Source organism: Aminobacter sp. P4_D5 (assembly GCF_056401815.1).
The window spans coordinates 1-14,831 of sequence record NZ_JBFUIP010000141.1 but is presented as its reverse complement, the minus strand read 5'-3'; the positions used below and the strand labels follow the sequence as shown (position 1 = coordinate 14,831).

The following is a 14,831-nucleotide window of genomic DNA, read 5'->3' as shown; positions in this document are numbered from 1 at the left end:
TTGATGGTCCGGGTGCAACGTCGAAATTTGTACTGTTGATATCGCCATTGGCAGTCAGTTCGAGCTTGTCGTCGGCAGCATTGGCGAAGGTAGTGTAGCTGCGCAGGTCGATGATCAGCTCAGGGCAGCCCTTGGCGACGAGCACTTCCAGCTTGGGGCAGATCATGCGCTTCAACTTTTCTTTGTTGATTTCTTTGTTGGGGGGGAGAAATTCTGCCGCCTTGACTTGTCCTGTGCGGAACTGGCGGGCGACGTCATCGGCGGCATTCGACAGTATTTGCTGGCCAGCAAAGGCAATGCAGCTCTCAAGGATTGCAAAGACCAGCATTGAAAAAGGGATCGCCAGCATGACAAATTCAATTGCCGTGCTGCCGCTCTGGTCGCGCACGAACCGGGCGAAGAAACCCCGCCGATGCGCTTTCGTATCGTCTTGTGCTGCAGGCGCTGTTTCGCTCATGTCCCGGCCGCCCCTCATGGTTCGGGCGACTTATAAGGGAAAGCTGTTGAAGTCCGGTTTGGATGACCGGCGAAATTGTGCGAGCCCGCTTTACTTGGCGCTAACCTTGCTCCGCCCCTGAGCCCAGGCTACTGGCTGGCGTTCAGCTCGCTCTCGGACATCCGCTCGGCGTCGCTCTTGTAGGAGCTTTCGCAATAAGGCGTGCATGACAGCGTCTGGATTTCCGAGCGCCTGTAGATCCGCACGGACGACGCGTCGTGGCGGATGACGGTCACTTGTTCGTCGACGATCGGGCTGCCTTGCGCATCGAGCACCACAAGGTTGGTGACGCCGAAGCCCTTGCCGGTAAGTACGATGGTCGATGCGTCCTGCACCGAAGCGTCGGCGATGGCCGAGTTGCCAACCACGATGGTGTCGGCCGGGCGGGTGAGCCGAACGATCTTGGCCTGGTTCATCGTCACCTCTATGCCCGCGCCCGCGTGCGAAGGCGCGGCAACGGCAAGCGATGCCATGACGGTTAAGGCTCCAACGATAAAAAGGTTCGCCATGCTAGTCGCCCCCTCGGCGGCTGTCGCTATACTGTTCAATGGAACATGAACGACTTTGGTGAACCAACGGTTAAGCCACCGGTCACCGCAACCGATGCGCGAGTCGGCGTGATCCGAGCATGATCAGGAGTCGGCTCCTGAAACCCGGCTGGCCGCTATTTCAGGCGTTTCGTATCGCCGAAAATGGTAACTTCCGGTTTAGTTAGCGGTTAACCACAGAGCTGCAATGCCGGGCTAAAGGTTTCGGTAAGGCTGTTTCTTAAGCCGATCGAAACAGCTCCCCGATAGGTTGCAGTCATCCGATCAACGACAAAGAAATGTTGGCGGAAGTGCTGTAACACGGAGCAAGGAGCTAACAATGACCAACCTTATCGCACGTTTTGTGAAAGACGAATCCGGCGCGACCGCCATCGAATACGGTCTGATCGCCGCCCTCATCGCCCTCGCCATCGTCGGTGGCGCCACACAGCTTGGTACCGCGATCAACAAAAAGTTCGCCGATGTCGGGACGGCGCTCGGAGAGGCTACGGCGCCGGTGGTCAAGCCGTAATGCGGGCCTAAAGCCTCGTCCGGCATTTCGGTCGGCAAGGTAGGTGAAAAGGCTGCTCGTGCGAGCGGCCTTTTTGCTTTCTATGGGCGAGGCATCCGCGCCTGTCGTGTTTCATCGAAGCTTAACGCCACGTCGTTATGCTCGACCATGTTCTGTATGGCGGACATCTCACTATGCTTGAAGCATTAATATTTGTCGTTTTTCCGTTCTGCATGGTGTTTGCCGCTGTCTCCGACACCATGTCGATGACCATCGCCAATCGTGTGCCGCTGTTGTTGCTCGGGGTGTTCCTTGTCGTCGCGCCGCTGACGGGCATGGCTTGGGCAGACATCGGCATGCATCTCGCCGCGGGCGCCTTGATGCTCACCATCACCTTCGGGCTTTTTGCACTTGGCGGCATGGGCGGCGGCGACGCCAAGCTGATTGCTGCGACCTCAGTATGGATGGGGTTCGGCATTCCCTTGATGGAATATCTCCTCACTTCGGCGGTCTTCGGCGGAATGTTGACGCTGGCGATCCTGTCCTTCCGCAGCTCCGCACTTTCCCACATCACCAGCCAGAACATGTTCCTCAGGAACTTTTCCAAGGATGCAGGTGGCGTGCCCTACGGCATCGCTCTGGGCATCGGTGGCCTCGTCACCTATCCAGCTTCTCCGATGATGGTCTGGGCGATCGAGCGGCTGGCTGCGCAGTAGCGCTCGGCGTAAGACAAAGTTAATCACGATCGTAAGGACTACATTAACCATAAGTTGACGATTGCTTCTGCAAAGTCCGGCCTGGCTTGATGGGGTTTGCCAGGGTGGGGTTCGGACGATGGCTGCATCGCGACTGATGATACTTGGCGTAGCGGTTGCCGCAGCGGGCGGCGCCGGTTTCGTCGCAAAGAACATGTCGGCACCGCTTCCGCCTGAGGTGGTCATCGAATCCGGGCCGCAGCAGCCCCAGCTTGCGTTGACCGACGTTCTGGTCCTGACCGGCGACGTGCCCATGGGCGGCCTGGTGGAAAACAACATCGCCTGGCAGCCTTGGCCGAGCGACGGCCTCAACCCCAATTTCATCACCCGTAGCGCCGAGCCCGAGGCGCTTGAAAAATTCAAGAATTCGGTCGCGCGTCTTGGCATGTTCAGCGGAGAACCGTTGCGCAAATCGAAGCTGATCGGCGAGGGCCAGAGCTTCATGTCGGCCGTGCTGCCCGCCGGAAAGCGCGCGGTTGCCACAACGATCTCCGCCGACACCTCAGCTGGTGGCTTCATCCTGCCGAACGACTATGTCGACGTCATCATGACGCGGCGTTCCGATGCGGAAAAATCCAGCAGCGGCTTCACCACCGAAACCATCCTCAGCAATATCCGCGTTCTGGCCATCGACCAGACCATCCAGGAAGATGAGGAAGGCAAGAAGGTCAAGGTCGGTCAAACGGCGACGCTGGAACTGACCCAGCAGCAGTCCGAGATCATCACGGTGGCGCAGCAGATGGCCGACCGGCTGACGCTGGCGTTGCGCTCCGTCGCCGATGCGCAGGAAAAAAACCTGGCCGAGGCCGATTACCTGGTCTCAGGCAGCGGCAAGCGCGGCACAGTCCGGCTTATCAAGTCCGGCGAGATATCAGAGTCGGGAGCAAGGAAATGAAGTCTTGCGCCAGACACTTCGCAATTGTCGCCGCTGCATTCGGCATCCTCGCCGCTGGTGCGATCATAACCGACCAGTCGCCGGCTTCAGCAGCTGGTCAGGCCAAGGTGGGATCGAACAGTTCCAACAGCCAGCGCGTCAAGCTCGGGCTCAACAAGTCGGTGGTCATCGACCTGCCAAGCGACGCCTATGACATTCTTGTCGCCAATCCGGCGGTCGCTGACGCCGTCACTCGAACGGCGCGCCGCATCTATCTGTTCGGCAAGGCGGTCGGTGAGACCAACATTTTTGTCTTCGGCCCCAATGGCGAGCAGATCGTCAGCCTCGACCTCGCGGTCGAACGCGACGTTGCCGGCCTCGAGGACTACATCAGGCGTTTCATTCCGGGTGCCGACATCAAGGTCGAACTGCTGAACGACAACGTCGTGCTGACCGGCACCGTCGACACGCCGCTCGACTCCAAGCGCGCCGTCGATCTGGCGACGATCTTCGTCACCGGCGGCGAGGCCACGACCGGGCAGTATTCACAAACCGCCACCGGCGGCTCAGACAACGCCGGCGTCGACATCAACAACCCCGATCGGACACGCCAAACAAGCAAGATCGTCAATCTGCTTCAGATCATCGGCGAAGACCAGGTGATGCTCAAGGTCACGGTCGCCGAGGTCAGCCGCAACGTCATGAAGCAGCTTGGCGTTAACATGCTGGCGCATGGCAACTCTAACGGGATCAGCTGGGGTGTAGAAAACTTCATTCCGGGTGGCATTGGTGCGCCTTTGGTAGGCGAGGGAGGCAATTTCTTCCTTTCGAAAAATGGCGTTGGCGCGTCGATCAGCGCAATGGAGCAGGCTGGTGTGATGAAGACACTGGCCGAGCCGACTTTGACTGCCGTCTCCGGTGAGCAGGCGACTTTTCGCGTTGGCGGCGAATTCAACATCTTGCGGGAGGTTGCGGCTGCGAAACGCGACAAGGATGGCGTTACCGATCCCGGCGGTCTCAAGTATGACCAGATCGAATACGGCATCAGCCTTGATTTCAAACCGGTCGTCCTTTCACCGGGCCGCATCAGTTTGAAGGTTCGCACGGCGGTTTCCGAGCCGACAAATGAAWCGCCGGGCACAGCTGGTGGCAATCCGATGCTGCCGTCCCTGCGCAAGCGTCTCGCCGACACGACTGTCGAACTTCCATCTGGCGGGTCGATGATGATTGCTGGCCTTGTTCGCGACGACGTCAAGCAGGTCATCGGCGGCTTGCCCGGGTTGGCAAAGGTTCCGGTGCTCGGCACGCTGTTCCGCAGCCGCAACTTCGTCCGCAACGAGACCGAACTGGTCATCATCGTGACGCCATATCTCGCTCGCCCGATCGCGCGTAACGAACTCGCCAAGCCTGACGACAATTTCAATGCCGCAAGCGACGGCGCTGGCATGTTCCTTGGCCGCGTCAATCGTGTCTACGGCACCATGAAAACCGACAAGCCCGCCGGCCGTTACCATGGCGTCGTTGGCTTCATCTACAAATGAGCGGGGATAGGGGCATGTCTCAGGCAGTATTCACGCGCGATCTCGTCAGATCGGCAAAGTCTCGCATCTTCCTCCCGCTTCTCGCGGTAGCGGCAGTGGCCCTGCTGGCGGGGTGCGCCAACCGCGACAGCGTGACCGTCGGTTCGATCCCCGACGACTATCGCACAAACCACCCCATCGTCATTGCCGAGAAGAACCAGACGATCGACATCCCGGTAGGCGCCGGTGATCGCGGCATCACCAGGGGGCAAAGGGACACTTTCGAGGGGTTCCTGCAGAATTACGATTACCGCGCGGCACCCTCGCTGACGATCATGGCGCCGTCCGGCGGCGCCAATGATGTCGCCGCGTCCCATGCGGCGCGTGGGCTGATGAATGTGGCGATCAAGGCAGGCGTTCCGAAAAATCGCATCGCCGTCACCAACTATCAGTCGGCCTACCCCGAGGCATCCTCGCCGGTACGCGTCGTCTACACGGCGATGCGCGCCCAGACGGACCAATGTGGCCGCTGGCCGGAAGACATCGCCAACACCGCCGACAACAAGCACTACGCCAATTTCGGCTGTTCCTATCAAAACAACATTGCCGCCCAGATCGCCAATCCGGCTGACCTGCTTGGGCCGCGCAAGCAGACCCCGATCGATGCCGAGAACCGCGACGTCGTGATCGGCCAATACCGCAAGCCGCCCGCCGCTTGGCGACCCGAGACGAATTATTGATGGGATTTGGAGGCAGTTCGACATGAGCAATCTCGCCTACGACGACTCCCAACCCGAGAGCGCCGAGCTTTCGCAGCAGGATCTTGCCGTGATGCAGGTGCTGCGGCCGGTGCCGCGCATTTCGATCCAGGCGTTCTGCGAAACCGACAGCGTCGCCGGCCCGATCGAACGCGCCGGCGAAGACCGGCGCATGGCCAAGGCCCATCTTCAAGTCCACATGGGCGGCATCGAAACCGCGCTTGAAGTCTACAGCGGCGCTCCAACGCCCAACCTGATCATCCTCGAGTCGCGCGGCGAGCCCAAGAGCCTGCTCGAAATGCTGCACCGTCTATCCGAATATTGCGACCCGAGTTCCAAGGTCGTGGTCATCGGCCACTACAACGATGTCGCGCTCTATCGCGAACTGATCCGTTCGGGCATTTCCGAATATGTCGTGGCGCCTGTGTCTACGGCCGATGTTGTCAGCGTCATTTCCTCCATCTTCGTTGATCCAGAGGCGGAGCCCATCGGCCGTTCGATCGCCTTTGTCGGCGCAAAGGGCGGGGTGGGGTCCTCCACCATCGCCCACAACGTCGCCTGGAGCATGTCCACCCTGTTCAAGTCGGAGGTCATTGTCGCTGATCTCGATCTGGCCTTCGGAACAGCCAATATCAATTTTGACCAGGACCCTGCCCAGGGCATCGCCGAGGCGGTGTTCGCGCCTGAGCGTGTCGACGAGGTCTATCTCGACCGCCTGCTCGCGCAATGCGCGGAACATCTGTCTCTGCTTGCCGCACCGTCGACGCTGGAGCGTGTCTATGATTTCGACGCCGAAGCCTTCGCCTCGATCATCGATACGGCCCAGCGCAGTACGCCGCTGATCGTGCTCGATGTTCCCCATATCTGGAGCGGCTGGAGCAAGAACACGTTGATCCGCGCCGACGAGGTGGTCATCACCGCGACGCCGGAATTGGCCAATCTGCGCAATGCCAAGAACCTGGTCGATATGCTCAAGCGGCTCCGGCCCAACGACCCGCCGCCGAGGCTGGTCCTCAATCAGGCCGGGATGCCCAAGCGGCCCGAAATTTCCGTGAAGGATTTCTCCGAGCCGCTGGGGATCACGCCGATGGCCGTCATACCGTTTGATCCGCTGCTGTTTGGCAATGCCGCCAACAATGGCCGAATGCTCGGCGAGATGGATGCGAAGAACGCGGTCGTCCAGACAATTAACGAGATCGCCCACGTCCTGACCGGAAGGTCCGAAGCCAAGGCCAAGAAGCCGTCCGGTCTCGGAGGAATTCTCAATCGGCTGAAGGCCCGCAAGAAGTGATGCGCGCTGCGCGGAGGTGCTAGTCGACCATGTTTGGCAAGAGAGGCAACGACGACGGCAACCGCTCGACGCCGGGATTCCGCCCAGTTGGAGCGGTGCCTGTGGCGCAATCCACTGACACGCTGGTTGCCTCGCGCCCTGCGGTGCCGTCACCAGCCGCATCTACTCCGGCTCGACGTGCCGCCGAACCTTCGCCATCCTTCGCCGCCGAGCGCAAGCCGCAGCAGCGCGAGCGCAGCGAAAGTTACTACGACACCAAGAGCCAGGTGTTTTCAGCGCTGATCGACACGATCGATCTGTCGCAACTCGCCAAGCTTGATCCCGACAGCGCGCGTGAGGAAATCCGCGACATCGTCAACGACATCATCGCGATCAAGAATTTCGCGATGTCGATCTCCGAGCAGGAGGAACTGCTTGAAGACATCTGCAACGACGTGCTCGGCTATGGCCCCCTGGAGCCGCTGCTTGCCCGCGACGACATCGCCGATATCATGGTCAACGGCGCCAAACACGTCTACATCGAGGTCAACGGCAAGGTCGAGCAGACCAATATTCGCTTCCGCGACAATCAGCAGTTGCTCAATATCTGCCAGCGCATCGTCAGCCAGGTTGGCCGCCGAGTCGATGAATCTTCGCCGATCTGCGATGCGCGCCTGCCCGACGGCTCCCGCGTCAACGTGATCGCGCCGCCGCTGTCGATCGATGGCGCTGCTCTCACCATCCGGAAATTCAAGAAGGACAAGCTGACGCTCGATCAGCTCGTCAAATTTGGTGCCATCTCGCCGCAAGGTGCCGAGGTGCTGAAGATCATCGGCCGTGTCCGTTGCAACATCATCATCTCGGGCGGTACGGGTTCGGGCAAGACGACGCTGCTCAACTGCCTTACCAACTATATCGACCGCGATGAGCGCGTCATCACCTGCGAGGACTCGGCCGAACTGCAGCTGCAGCAGCCGCATGTCGTCCGCCTGGAAACGCGGCCCGCCAACCTGGAAGGCGAGGGCGAAGTCACCATGCGCGACCTCGTCAAGAACTGCCTGCGTATGCGCCCCGAGYGGATCATCGTCGGCGAAGTGCGCGGACCTGAGGTTTTCGATCTGCTGCAAGCGATGAATACCGGCCATGACGGCTCGATGGGCACCATCCACTCCAACAGTCCGCGCGAATGTCTCAACCGTATCGAGGCGATGATCGCCATGGGCGGCTATTCGCTGCCGCAGAAGACCGTGCGTGAAATCGTCGTCGGTTCCGTCGACATCATCATCCAGGCCGCGCGTTTGCGCGATGGTTCTCGTCGCATCACCCACATCACCGAGGTGATCGGCATGGAAGGCGACGTGATCATCACCCAAGACCTGGTGCTCTATGACATCAAGGGCGAGGACCAGAACGGCCGACTGATCGGCCAGCATGTCTCCACCGGCATCGGGCGTCCTCATTTCTGGGATCGTGCCCGCTACTATGGCGAGGAGGCGCGGCTCGCAATCGCGCTGGAAGCCATGGAAAAGAGCGCAGCCTGACATGCAAGAAACGAGGATCTGACGCCCCATGTTCGGCCTCGACCCCATGATGCTGATCTTCATCGCCCTTGCTGGCCTCAGCGCCGGCGCGGTCGCCTACGCCTTTCTGTTCAATCGTATCGAGAGCCAGACCAATAGCGATCGTCGGCTTGCGTCGGTGAGGCAGACCGACTCCGACAAGTCAGTGGTGAAGGCATCCCGCGACCGGGTCGCCGAAGTCGCCAAGCGGCGTAAATCTGTCCAGGACACGCTCAACGAACTCGAGGAAAAGCAGAAGGCCAAGGACCGCAACATCAAGAAACCGCCACTGCGCGTCCAGATCCGCCAGGCCGGCATGCTGGTGACGGTTCAGCGCTTCTACGTCTATTCGGCCATATGCGGGTTGGTCGTCACTGCCCTGGTATTCATCGCCGGTGCCCCGCCGATCCTGCTGCCCGGTGCGCTGCTTGCCGGCAGCATTGGCCTTCCGAGATGGTTTGTCTCTTTCCGCAGAGGCCGCCGCGTCAAGCAGTTCCTCGTCGAATTTCCCAATGCGCTCGACATTATCGTGCGCGCCGTGAAATCGGGCCTGCCGCTCAATGACGGCATCCGCCTCATCGCCTCTGAATCGCCCGAGCCGGTTCGCAGCGAATTCCGTCGCCTGGTCGAAGCCCAGCAAGTCGGCGTCTCCATTCCTGAAGCAGCCTTGCGCATGACCGAGACCATGCCGTGCCCCGAAGCGGGGTTCTTCGGCATTGTCATCCAGATCCAGAGCCAGGCCGGCGGCAATCTCTCGGAAGCTCTTGGCAATCTTTCCCGGGTGCTGCGTGACCGCAAGAAGATGAAGGCCAAGGTTCAGGCGCTGTCGATGGAAGCGAAGGCGTCGGCCTGGATCATTGGTTCGCTGCCGATCATCGTTGCCTTGCTCGTCTATCTCAGCAGCCCGAACTACATCATGCCGCTGTTCACCACGAGCACCGGGCACCTCATCCTCGGTGTGTCAGGCATCTGGATGGCGATCGGCATCTTTATCATGCGCAAGATGATAAATTTCGAGGTTTAGGACAGTGACAGACCAAGTCGTCAAATCGCTCACCGATCCGTCATTTCTCATCGCGCTGCTCGTTGCCATCGCGGTCTTTGCCACTGTTTTCACCGTTATGCCCTCGCTGGGCAGCAATCCGCTCAAGGGGCGCATGAAGGCGGTGGCGCTGGAGCGTGACGAGTTGCGCGCCAAGCAGCGCATCCGCCTTTCCGCCGAAAGCGACCGCCGCCACAAGGGCTTGCGCGAACAACAGTCGATCGGCATGCGCAACATCGTTGAACGCCTTGATCTGCGACGGGCTCTGGTGGACGAAAGCACGCTCAATAAGCTCAAGGTTGCCGGTTTCCGTGGCCAGAACCCGCTGACAAGGTTCTTGTTCTTTCGCCTGGCACTGCCCTTCGTCGGCTTGGTTTTGGGGTTGGTCTACGTTCTCGTTCTTGGCGGAATCGCCGACAAGTCTGTCTTCGTCAAGATTTTCGTCTGCATCGTGCTTGCTTACGCCGGCTTTTACGCACCGGTGATCTATATCACTAACCGGGCCACCAAGCGTAAGCAGTCGATCCAGGCGGCCTGGCCGGATGCGCTCGATCTGATGCTGATCTGCGTTGAGTCAGGCATGTCGGTCGAAGCGGCCTTGCGCAAGGTCGCCGACGAGATTGGAGCGCAATCGGTCGATCTGGCTGAAGAATTCGTGCTCACCAATGCCGAGCTTTCTTATCTCACGGAGCGTCGCCAGGCCTATGAGAACCTGGCTTCCCGCACCGGTCTCGAACCGGTCAAGTCGGTCACCCAGGCGCTGATCCAGGCCGAACGCTACGGCACCCCTGTTGCCACGGCGCTGCGTGTGCTGGCAGCCGAAAGCCGCGACATGCGCATGAACGCGGCGGAAAAGAAGGCAGCCGCACTTCCCCCCAAGCTTACCGTGCCGATGATCCTGTTTTTCCTGCCGGTGCTGTTTGCCATCATTCTCGGCCCTGCCGGCATGCAGATCAGCCAGCGCGGCGTTTTTGGCGAAAAGCAGCAGTCGAGCAGCGAATAAAAGCCGCTTCGGCAGCAACAAAAAAAGCCGCGTTGTTCGACGCGGCTTTTGCATTCCAAGCTTTGCTGCCGGTCAGTTCTTCTTCGACTTGTCGTCGGCCTTGATCTGGTTCCAGGCATTCTGCTGGGCCAGCATGCCTCTGAGATAGCTGACATTGGCCTGTGCCTGTTCGGGAGAAAGCTCCTGGCTGGCGATCTGTTCGGCTTCGTCGAAGCGGCCCTGCAAGCCGACCGCCAGGGCGAGGTTCTGGCGCACCCGGCTGTCAGCACCTGGCTGGGAAGMTGCCGAACGCAAATAGGTCTCGGCTGATTTCAGGTCACCTTCGAGCACATAGGACATGCCGAGATTGGACAGCACAGTCGGCTCGTTCGGCTTGAGGTCGAGCGCCTGGCGATAGAGGCCGCGTGCATCCTGTGTCTGGCCGAGCTGGTCGAGGATTGCGGCTTCGGCGGAGACCAGCTTCCAGTCGGGATATTCAGGCGTCTGGGCGCGCCGCACGGCGTCCAATGCTGGCTGCAATTCGCCGGAAGCGGCGAGCGCCTTGCCATAGGCGGCGAGCACGTCGCGATCCTTGGGGTAGCCGATGGCAAGCTTGCGCATCACGGCAAGCGACTGGTCGGTCTGGCCCCTCATTTGCAGCACCGAGGCGTATTGCATCGCTACGGGCTTGTTGTTGGGATCACTGGCGTAGGTGCGCCCAAGCTTGTCGGCGGAGCCAGCAAGCGAACCCGTCGCCATCGTGTCGACCGACTGGCCGCCGCGGCCGATCGAGCCGGTCGTCATCTTGGAGGTGCCGCAGCCAGCAACGCTTGCCATAAGCAGCGAAAGCAAAGCCGCCTGCGCAAGGCGTTTTCCCGTTGCGTTCATCGAACGATTGGTCAACATCGACGACGGCTCTCCATTCGCCCGCGTGGCCGTTCGGCGGCCATCTCCCCGGATTGGAGAAATATTCTGTTAACCCTAACGGACGGTTAAGAACGCCCAAGGCGCTGCGCCATCCGACACTGAAGGAAGTCGAAATGCCGGTCGAACTGCTAGACACCAGGCCCGCTGACGCGCTGCCGATCCACCTCGTTGCCAAGGACGGCCTCGAAAGTGCGGGCCTCGCACCCGAAATCCTCGCCTGGGCCAATGCCAACGGCTTTGCCGGCGAGGCGGGCAAGGTGCTGGCGGTTCCCGGTGCCAATGGCCGGCTTGCAGGAGCGCTGTTCGGGACTGGCCAGAGTGAAAGCGGGCTAGCCTTTGGCGCGCTCGCCCGCAACCTGCCGCAAGGCGCCTGGCATTTCGCCGCCCAACCTTCGCATCCAGAATTGGCCGCCCTTGGTGTCGCTCTCGGCGGCTACACCTTCACCCGCTATGGCAAGAAGTCGGGCAGGGAGGTCCGCCTCGCTCTGCCCGAGGGCGTCGACGCTACTCGCGTGAACCACATGGTCGAGTCGATCTTCCTCGTTCGCGATCTGGTCAATACGCCGACTAACGACATGGGGCCATCGGCCCTTGAGGCTGCGGTCCGGAAGCTTGCAAGTGTTCATGGCGCCGAGCTTCGTGTCACCATCGGCGACGACCTGCTCAAGCACAATTTCCCGATGATCCACGCTGTCGGCCGCGCCTCTGATGACGCCCCGCGCCTGATCGATCTGAACTGGGGCCCCAAGGATGCTCCCAAGGTCACACTGGTCGGCAAGGGCGTATGCTTCGACACCGGCGGCCTCGACATCAAGCCGCCATCGAGCATGCTCCTGATGAAGAAGGATATGGGCGGCGCAGCCAACGTTCTTGGCCTCGCTTCGATGATCATGGCGGCCAAGCTCAATGTCAGGCTGCGCGTGCTCATCCCGGCGGTCGAGAACTCGATCTCGGCCAACGCCTTCCGCCCCGGCGATGTGCTGCAAAGCCGCAAGGGCATCACGGTCGAGATCGGCAACACCGACGCCGAGGGCCGKCTSGTGCTGGCCGATGCGCTCGCCCTTGCCGACGAGGAACAGCCAGACATGTTGATCGACATGGCGACGCTGACGGGTGCCGCGCGCGTGGCCCTTGGGCCCGATCTGCCGCCCTTTTACACCGACGACGAAGCGCTCTCTGCCGAGCTGTCCGCCGCATCGGTTGCGGTCGAGGACCCGATCTGGCGCATGCCGCTTTGGAGGCCTTACGATGCCAAGCTGTCGTCGAAGATCGCCGACATGAACAACGTCACCACGGACGGTTTCGCCGGTTCGATCACAGCGGCCCTGTTCCTCAAGCGCTTTGTCGACAAGACGTCCAGCTGGGCGCATTTCGACATCTTTGCCTGGAACCCCAGCGACCGCCCGCACGGCCCGATCGGCGGCGAGGCCCAGGCGATCCGCGCACTGGAGAAGGTGATTTCGGCGCGGTTTGGCTGATTACGGTGAAGCCTCTCGTCCATCGCCGGCTATACGAGGGACGGGAGGCCACACCCCTGTAACGTCGCAGAACGACCGTACAGCATGTCTTGGTTCCCGCCTTGCCCTCGCCGCAAATTCCCTTTTGACTGAAACGGAACCGAAACAATTAGCGTGGATGCTGGCGTCATGCCGATCGCATTGCGTCCGAGCCAGTCATTGAGGCTGCTGCAGCAGTTTGCCCTTTCCGAGGTGCGTGATGACGCGCCTGATCTGACGCTGCGCCAGATGGCGATCCTGCTCACCATCTATCTCGACCCGCCGCCGCACACAGTGCGTGGGCTCGCCGCTCGCCTCGGCGTCAGCAAGCCGGTCATCACCCGCGCGCTCGACACCATGGGCGCGCTCAAGCTGGTGTCGCGCCACCGCGACGAACTCGACAAACGCAACGTCCTGATCCGGCGCACGGTGGAAGGCGCGCTCTATGTCGAGCGACTGGGCGATGCTATCATTGCCAAAGCCATGGAGCTTCCGATTTGACCGCCCGAGACAGCCGCCTTCACGCCTTCCGCCCCGACCTGGCCGACGCCCGCCTCAAGGGCGAAGTCGCGGCCGAGAGTTTTGTCACTGGTCGCCCGGCACGCATTTCCGTGCCCGTCGCCGATGTCCGCAAGGCACCCCGTCCTGATTCTGGCCTCAACACGCAGCTGCTTTTTGGCGACGACGTTCTGGTTTTCGAAGAGACCGAGGGCTTCGCCTGGCTCCAGGCCGAGCGCGACGGTTATGTCGGTTATGTCTCGGCGGGCGACCTTGCCCCACGTGGACCCGAGCCGACGCATGTCGTCACCGCCCTTCGCACTTTTGTCTATCCTGGCCCGGACATGAAGTTTCCGCGCAGCTCGGCTCTGTCGCTGGGCTCGCAGGTCGCCGTCACCGGTTATGCCGAAACGCGCGGCACAAATTATGCGCTGCTGGCTTCGGGCGAGGCGATTGTCACTCAGCATCTGGCGCCGGTCGGCACCAAGGCTGACGATTTTGTTTCGGTAGCGGAACGGCTGATCGACACGCCCTATCTCTGGGGCGGTTTCAGTGCCTTCGGCATCGATTGCTCTGGTGTGGTCCAGCTCTCGATGCGCATGGCTGGGCGTGACGTGCTGCGCGATTCCGACATGCAGGAGGCTGCGCTCGGCACTCCGGTAGATCCTGGCACTGATTTTTCGCAGCTCCAGCGCGGCGATCTCGTCTTCTGGAAGGGCCATGTCGCTATCATGACCGATGCCGAGATGATGATCCACGCCAACGGCCACACCATGACCGTTGCCCGCGAGGGCCTGCGCCAAGCCATCGACCGCATCGGCTACCTCTATGGCGGCCCGACCGCGTTCAGGCGTCCGTAGGGGCTAATTCATTGTTCCGACCGTGGAGAATGTCTCCACGGTTTTGCGATTTTTCTCGGCATCAGGACCAGAAGGGGGATCACGACTCCCCTTAAGGAACTGTCACGGCATGGATTCCCGGGACTTCGCACGTCGCTTCGCTCCTGCTCCGCCCGAGGATGACGAAGGCATTGATGTCTTAGGCTAATCGTCAACGTCAGCGATCAGCACCAGGCACCCCTTCTTTGCGCAAAAATCCTGGCATTTTCCTGCCAAGTGCCTGGTGCCGAGTGCCAAGCTTGGAGACTAGCCGAAAGCCTACCTGCCTTCGTCATCCTCGGGCGGAGCAGGAGCGAAGCGACGTGCGAAGTCCCGGGGATCCATGCCGTGGAATCTCAACTGCTGCAGCCGTCCCATGCCGCCTAGTTCATCGATGCAGCCTGTCACCACCTGTGTAAGCGCCAAGGGCATCCCATCTGGTTTTAGGTAAAGCTTCAGGCGACATTTGGCACGAGCGATCCAGATTGGTGCCATGTTCTATGTCTACGCCTATGCCTGCGGATAGAAATTTTCATTTGATTGAGGCCTTTCCGGCTCCGTTTGAAGGTGCGCCAATTGCGCGTCGTCGGCGCTGGTCTGATGCGTTCAAAGCGGCGATGGTGGCCAAGAGCTTTGAGCCTGGAGCAAACATCTCGGCCTTGGCCCGGGAGATCGGGATCAGCCCATCCCAACTGTTTGGCTGGCGGTCGATCGCCGTGGGAAAGAACTCGGCTGAGC

General features: G+C 60.8%; 16 protein-coding genes. 13 read left to right on the top strand and 3 right to left on the bottom strand.

What is annotated here, in order from left to right:
• Both AC1DWF_RS23760 and AC1DWF_RS23755 read right to left on the bottom strand, forming a co-directional pair.
• Positions 1–457 (bottom strand): TadE/TadG family type IV pilus assembly protein (locus AC1DWF_RS23760; RefSeq protein WP_476842115.1); only part of this gene is annotated, 457 nt, incomplete at its 3' end.
• Positions 458–585: 128 nt separating this feature from the next.
• Complete coding sequence (locus AC1DWF_RS23755; RefSeq protein ID WP_476781561.1) at positions 586–969, bottom strand: pilus assembly protein N-terminal domain-containing protein; 384 nt, start codon at positions 967–969, stop codon at positions 586–588.
• Positions 970–1,363: 394 nt separating this feature from the next.
• Between AC1DWF_RS23755 and AC1DWF_RS23750 the strand changes: the two genes are divergently transcribed.
• The 9 genes from AC1DWF_RS23750 (at position 1,364) to AC1DWF_RS23710 (ending at position 10,315) form a co-directional block, all read left to right on the top strand.
• The gene (locus AC1DWF_RS23750) at positions 1,364–1,555 is read left to right on the top strand and encodes a Flp family type IVb pilin (RefSeq protein WP_476781560.1); all 192 of its coding nucleotides are present in this window, start codon (positions 1,364–1,366) and stop codon (positions 1,553–1,555) included.
• Positions 1,556–1,728: 173 nt separating this feature from the next.
• Entirely contained in the window at positions 1,729–2,250 is a 522-nt protein-coding gene (locus AC1DWF_RS23745) for an A24 family peptidase (protein ID WP_476781559.1), read from the top strand.
• A 118-nt stretch (positions 2,251–2,368) separates the two neighbouring features.
• Positions 2,369–3,184 (top strand): Flp pilus assembly protein CpaB, encoded by an 816-nt coding sequence (gene cpaB, locus AC1DWF_RS23740; RefSeq protein WP_476781558.1) that lies wholly within the window; start codon positions 2,369–2,371, stop codon positions 3,182–3,184.
• Positions 3,181–4,704, top strand: a complete 1,524-nt coding sequence (locus tag AC1DWF_RS23735; RefSeq protein ID WP_476842114.1) for a type II and III secretion system protein family protein — start codon at positions 3,181–3,183, stop codon at positions 4,702–4,704. Before cpaB ends, AC1DWF_RS23735 begins: the two co-directional genes overlap by 4 nt.
• A 14-nt stretch (positions 4,705–4,718) precedes the next feature.
• The gene (locus AC1DWF_RS23730; protein WP_476788909.1) at positions 4,719–5,423 is read left to right on the top strand and encodes a CpaD family pilus assembly protein; all 705 of its coding nucleotides are present in this window, start codon (positions 4,719–4,721) and stop codon (positions 5,421–5,423) included.
• Positions 5,424–5,445: 22 nt separating this feature from the next.
• The gene (locus AC1DWF_RS23725) at positions 5,446–6,732 is read left to right on the top strand and encodes a CpaE/TadZ family protein (protein WP_476788908.1); all 1,287 of its coding nucleotides are present in this window, start codon (positions 5,446–5,448) and stop codon (positions 6,730–6,732) included.
• A gap of 29 nt (positions 6,733–6,761) precedes the next feature.
• Positions 6,762–8,252: a CpaF family protein gene (locus AC1DWF_RS23720; RefSeq protein WP_476842113.1), complete on the top strand. Its 1,491-nt coding sequence runs from the start codon at positions 6,762–6,764 to the stop codon at positions 8,250–8,252.
• Between the two features lie 28 nt (positions 8,253–8,280).
• Positions 8,281–9,294 (top strand): type II secretion system F family protein, encoded by a 1,014-nt coding sequence (locus AC1DWF_RS23715; RefSeq protein ID WP_476784315.1) that lies wholly within the window; start codon positions 8,281–8,283, stop codon positions 9,292–9,294.
• A 4-nt stretch (positions 9,295–9,298) separates the two neighbouring features.
• Positions 9,299–10,315, top strand: a complete 1,017-nt coding sequence (locus AC1DWF_RS23710; protein WP_476784314.1) for a type II secretion system F family protein — start codon at positions 9,299–9,301, stop codon at positions 10,313–10,315.
• Positions 10,316–10,387: 72 nt separating this feature from the next.
• On the opposite strand, the gene AC1DWF_RS23705 is transcribed toward AC1DWF_RS23710, so the two are convergent.
• Positions 10,388–11,200, bottom strand: coding sequence for a tetratricopeptide repeat protein (locus AC1DWF_RS23705; RefSeq protein ID WP_476842112.1), 813 nt, complete (start codon positions 11,198–11,200; stop codon positions 10,388–10,390).
• Between the two features lie 134 nt (positions 11,201–11,334).
• On the opposite strand from AC1DWF_RS23705, the gene AC1DWF_RS23700 reads away from it, so the two are divergent.
• The 4 genes from AC1DWF_RS23700 to AC1DWF_RS23685 all read left to right on the top strand — a co-directional run.
• Entirely contained in the window at positions 11,335–12,699 is a 1,365-nt protein-coding gene (locus AC1DWF_RS23700; protein ID WP_476784312.1) for a leucyl aminopeptidase family protein, read from the top strand.
• A gap of 168 nt (positions 12,700–12,867) precedes the next feature.
• On the top strand, positions 12,868–13,218 hold the full coding sequence (locus AC1DWF_RS23695; protein ID WP_378944995.1) for a MarR family winged helix-turn-helix transcriptional regulator: 351 nt from the start codon (positions 12,868–12,870) through the stop codon (positions 13,216–13,218).
• Positions 13,215–14,075 (top strand): C40 family peptidase, encoded by an 861-nt coding sequence (locus tag AC1DWF_RS23690; protein ID WP_476788906.1) that lies wholly within the window; start codon positions 13,215–13,217, stop codon positions 14,073–14,075. Before AC1DWF_RS23695 ends, AC1DWF_RS23690 begins: the two co-directional genes overlap by 4 nt.
• A gap of 554 nt (positions 14,076–14,629) precedes the next feature.
• Positions 14,630–14,831, top strand: a 202-nt coding sequence (locus tag AC1DWF_RS23685; RefSeq protein WP_476842111.1) for a transposase, incomplete at its 3' end; no start/stop codon positions are given.

What these genes read in the sequence shown, in the direction of transcription:
- AC1DWF_RS23755 (WP_476781561.1), bottom strand. Translation starts at nt 969, where the DNA reads ATGGCATCGCTTGCCGTTGCCGCGCCTTCGCACGCGGGCGCGGGCATA.
- AC1DWF_RS23750 (WP_476781560.1), top strand. Translation starts at nt 1,364, where the DNA reads ATGACCAACCTTATCGCACGTTTTGTGAAAGACGAATCCGGCGCGACC.
- AC1DWF_RS23745 (WP_476781559.1), top strand. Translation starts at nt 1,729, where the DNA reads ATGCTTGAAGCATTAATATTTGTCGTTTTTCCGTTCTGCATGGTGTTT.
- cpaB (WP_476781558.1), top strand. Translation starts at nt 2,369, where the DNA reads ATGGCTGCATCGCGACTGATGATACTTGGCGTAGCGGTTGCCGCAGCG.
- AC1DWF_RS23730 (WP_476788909.1), top strand. Translation starts at nt 4,719, where the DNA reads ATGTCTCAGGCAGTATTCACGCGCGATCTCGTCAGATCGGCAAAGTCT.
- AC1DWF_RS23725 (WP_476788908.1), top strand. Translation starts at nt 5,446, where the DNA reads ATGAGCAATCTCGCCTACGACGACTCCCAACCCGAGAGCGCCGAGCTT.
- AC1DWF_RS23715 (WP_476784315.1), top strand. Translation starts at nt 8,281, where the DNA reads ATGTTCGGCCTCGACCCCATGATGCTGATCTTCATCGCCCTTGCTGGC.
- AC1DWF_RS23695 (WP_378944995.1), top strand. Translation starts at nt 12,868, where the DNA reads ATGCCGATCGCATTGCGTCCGAGCCAGTCATTGAGGCTGCTGCAGCAG.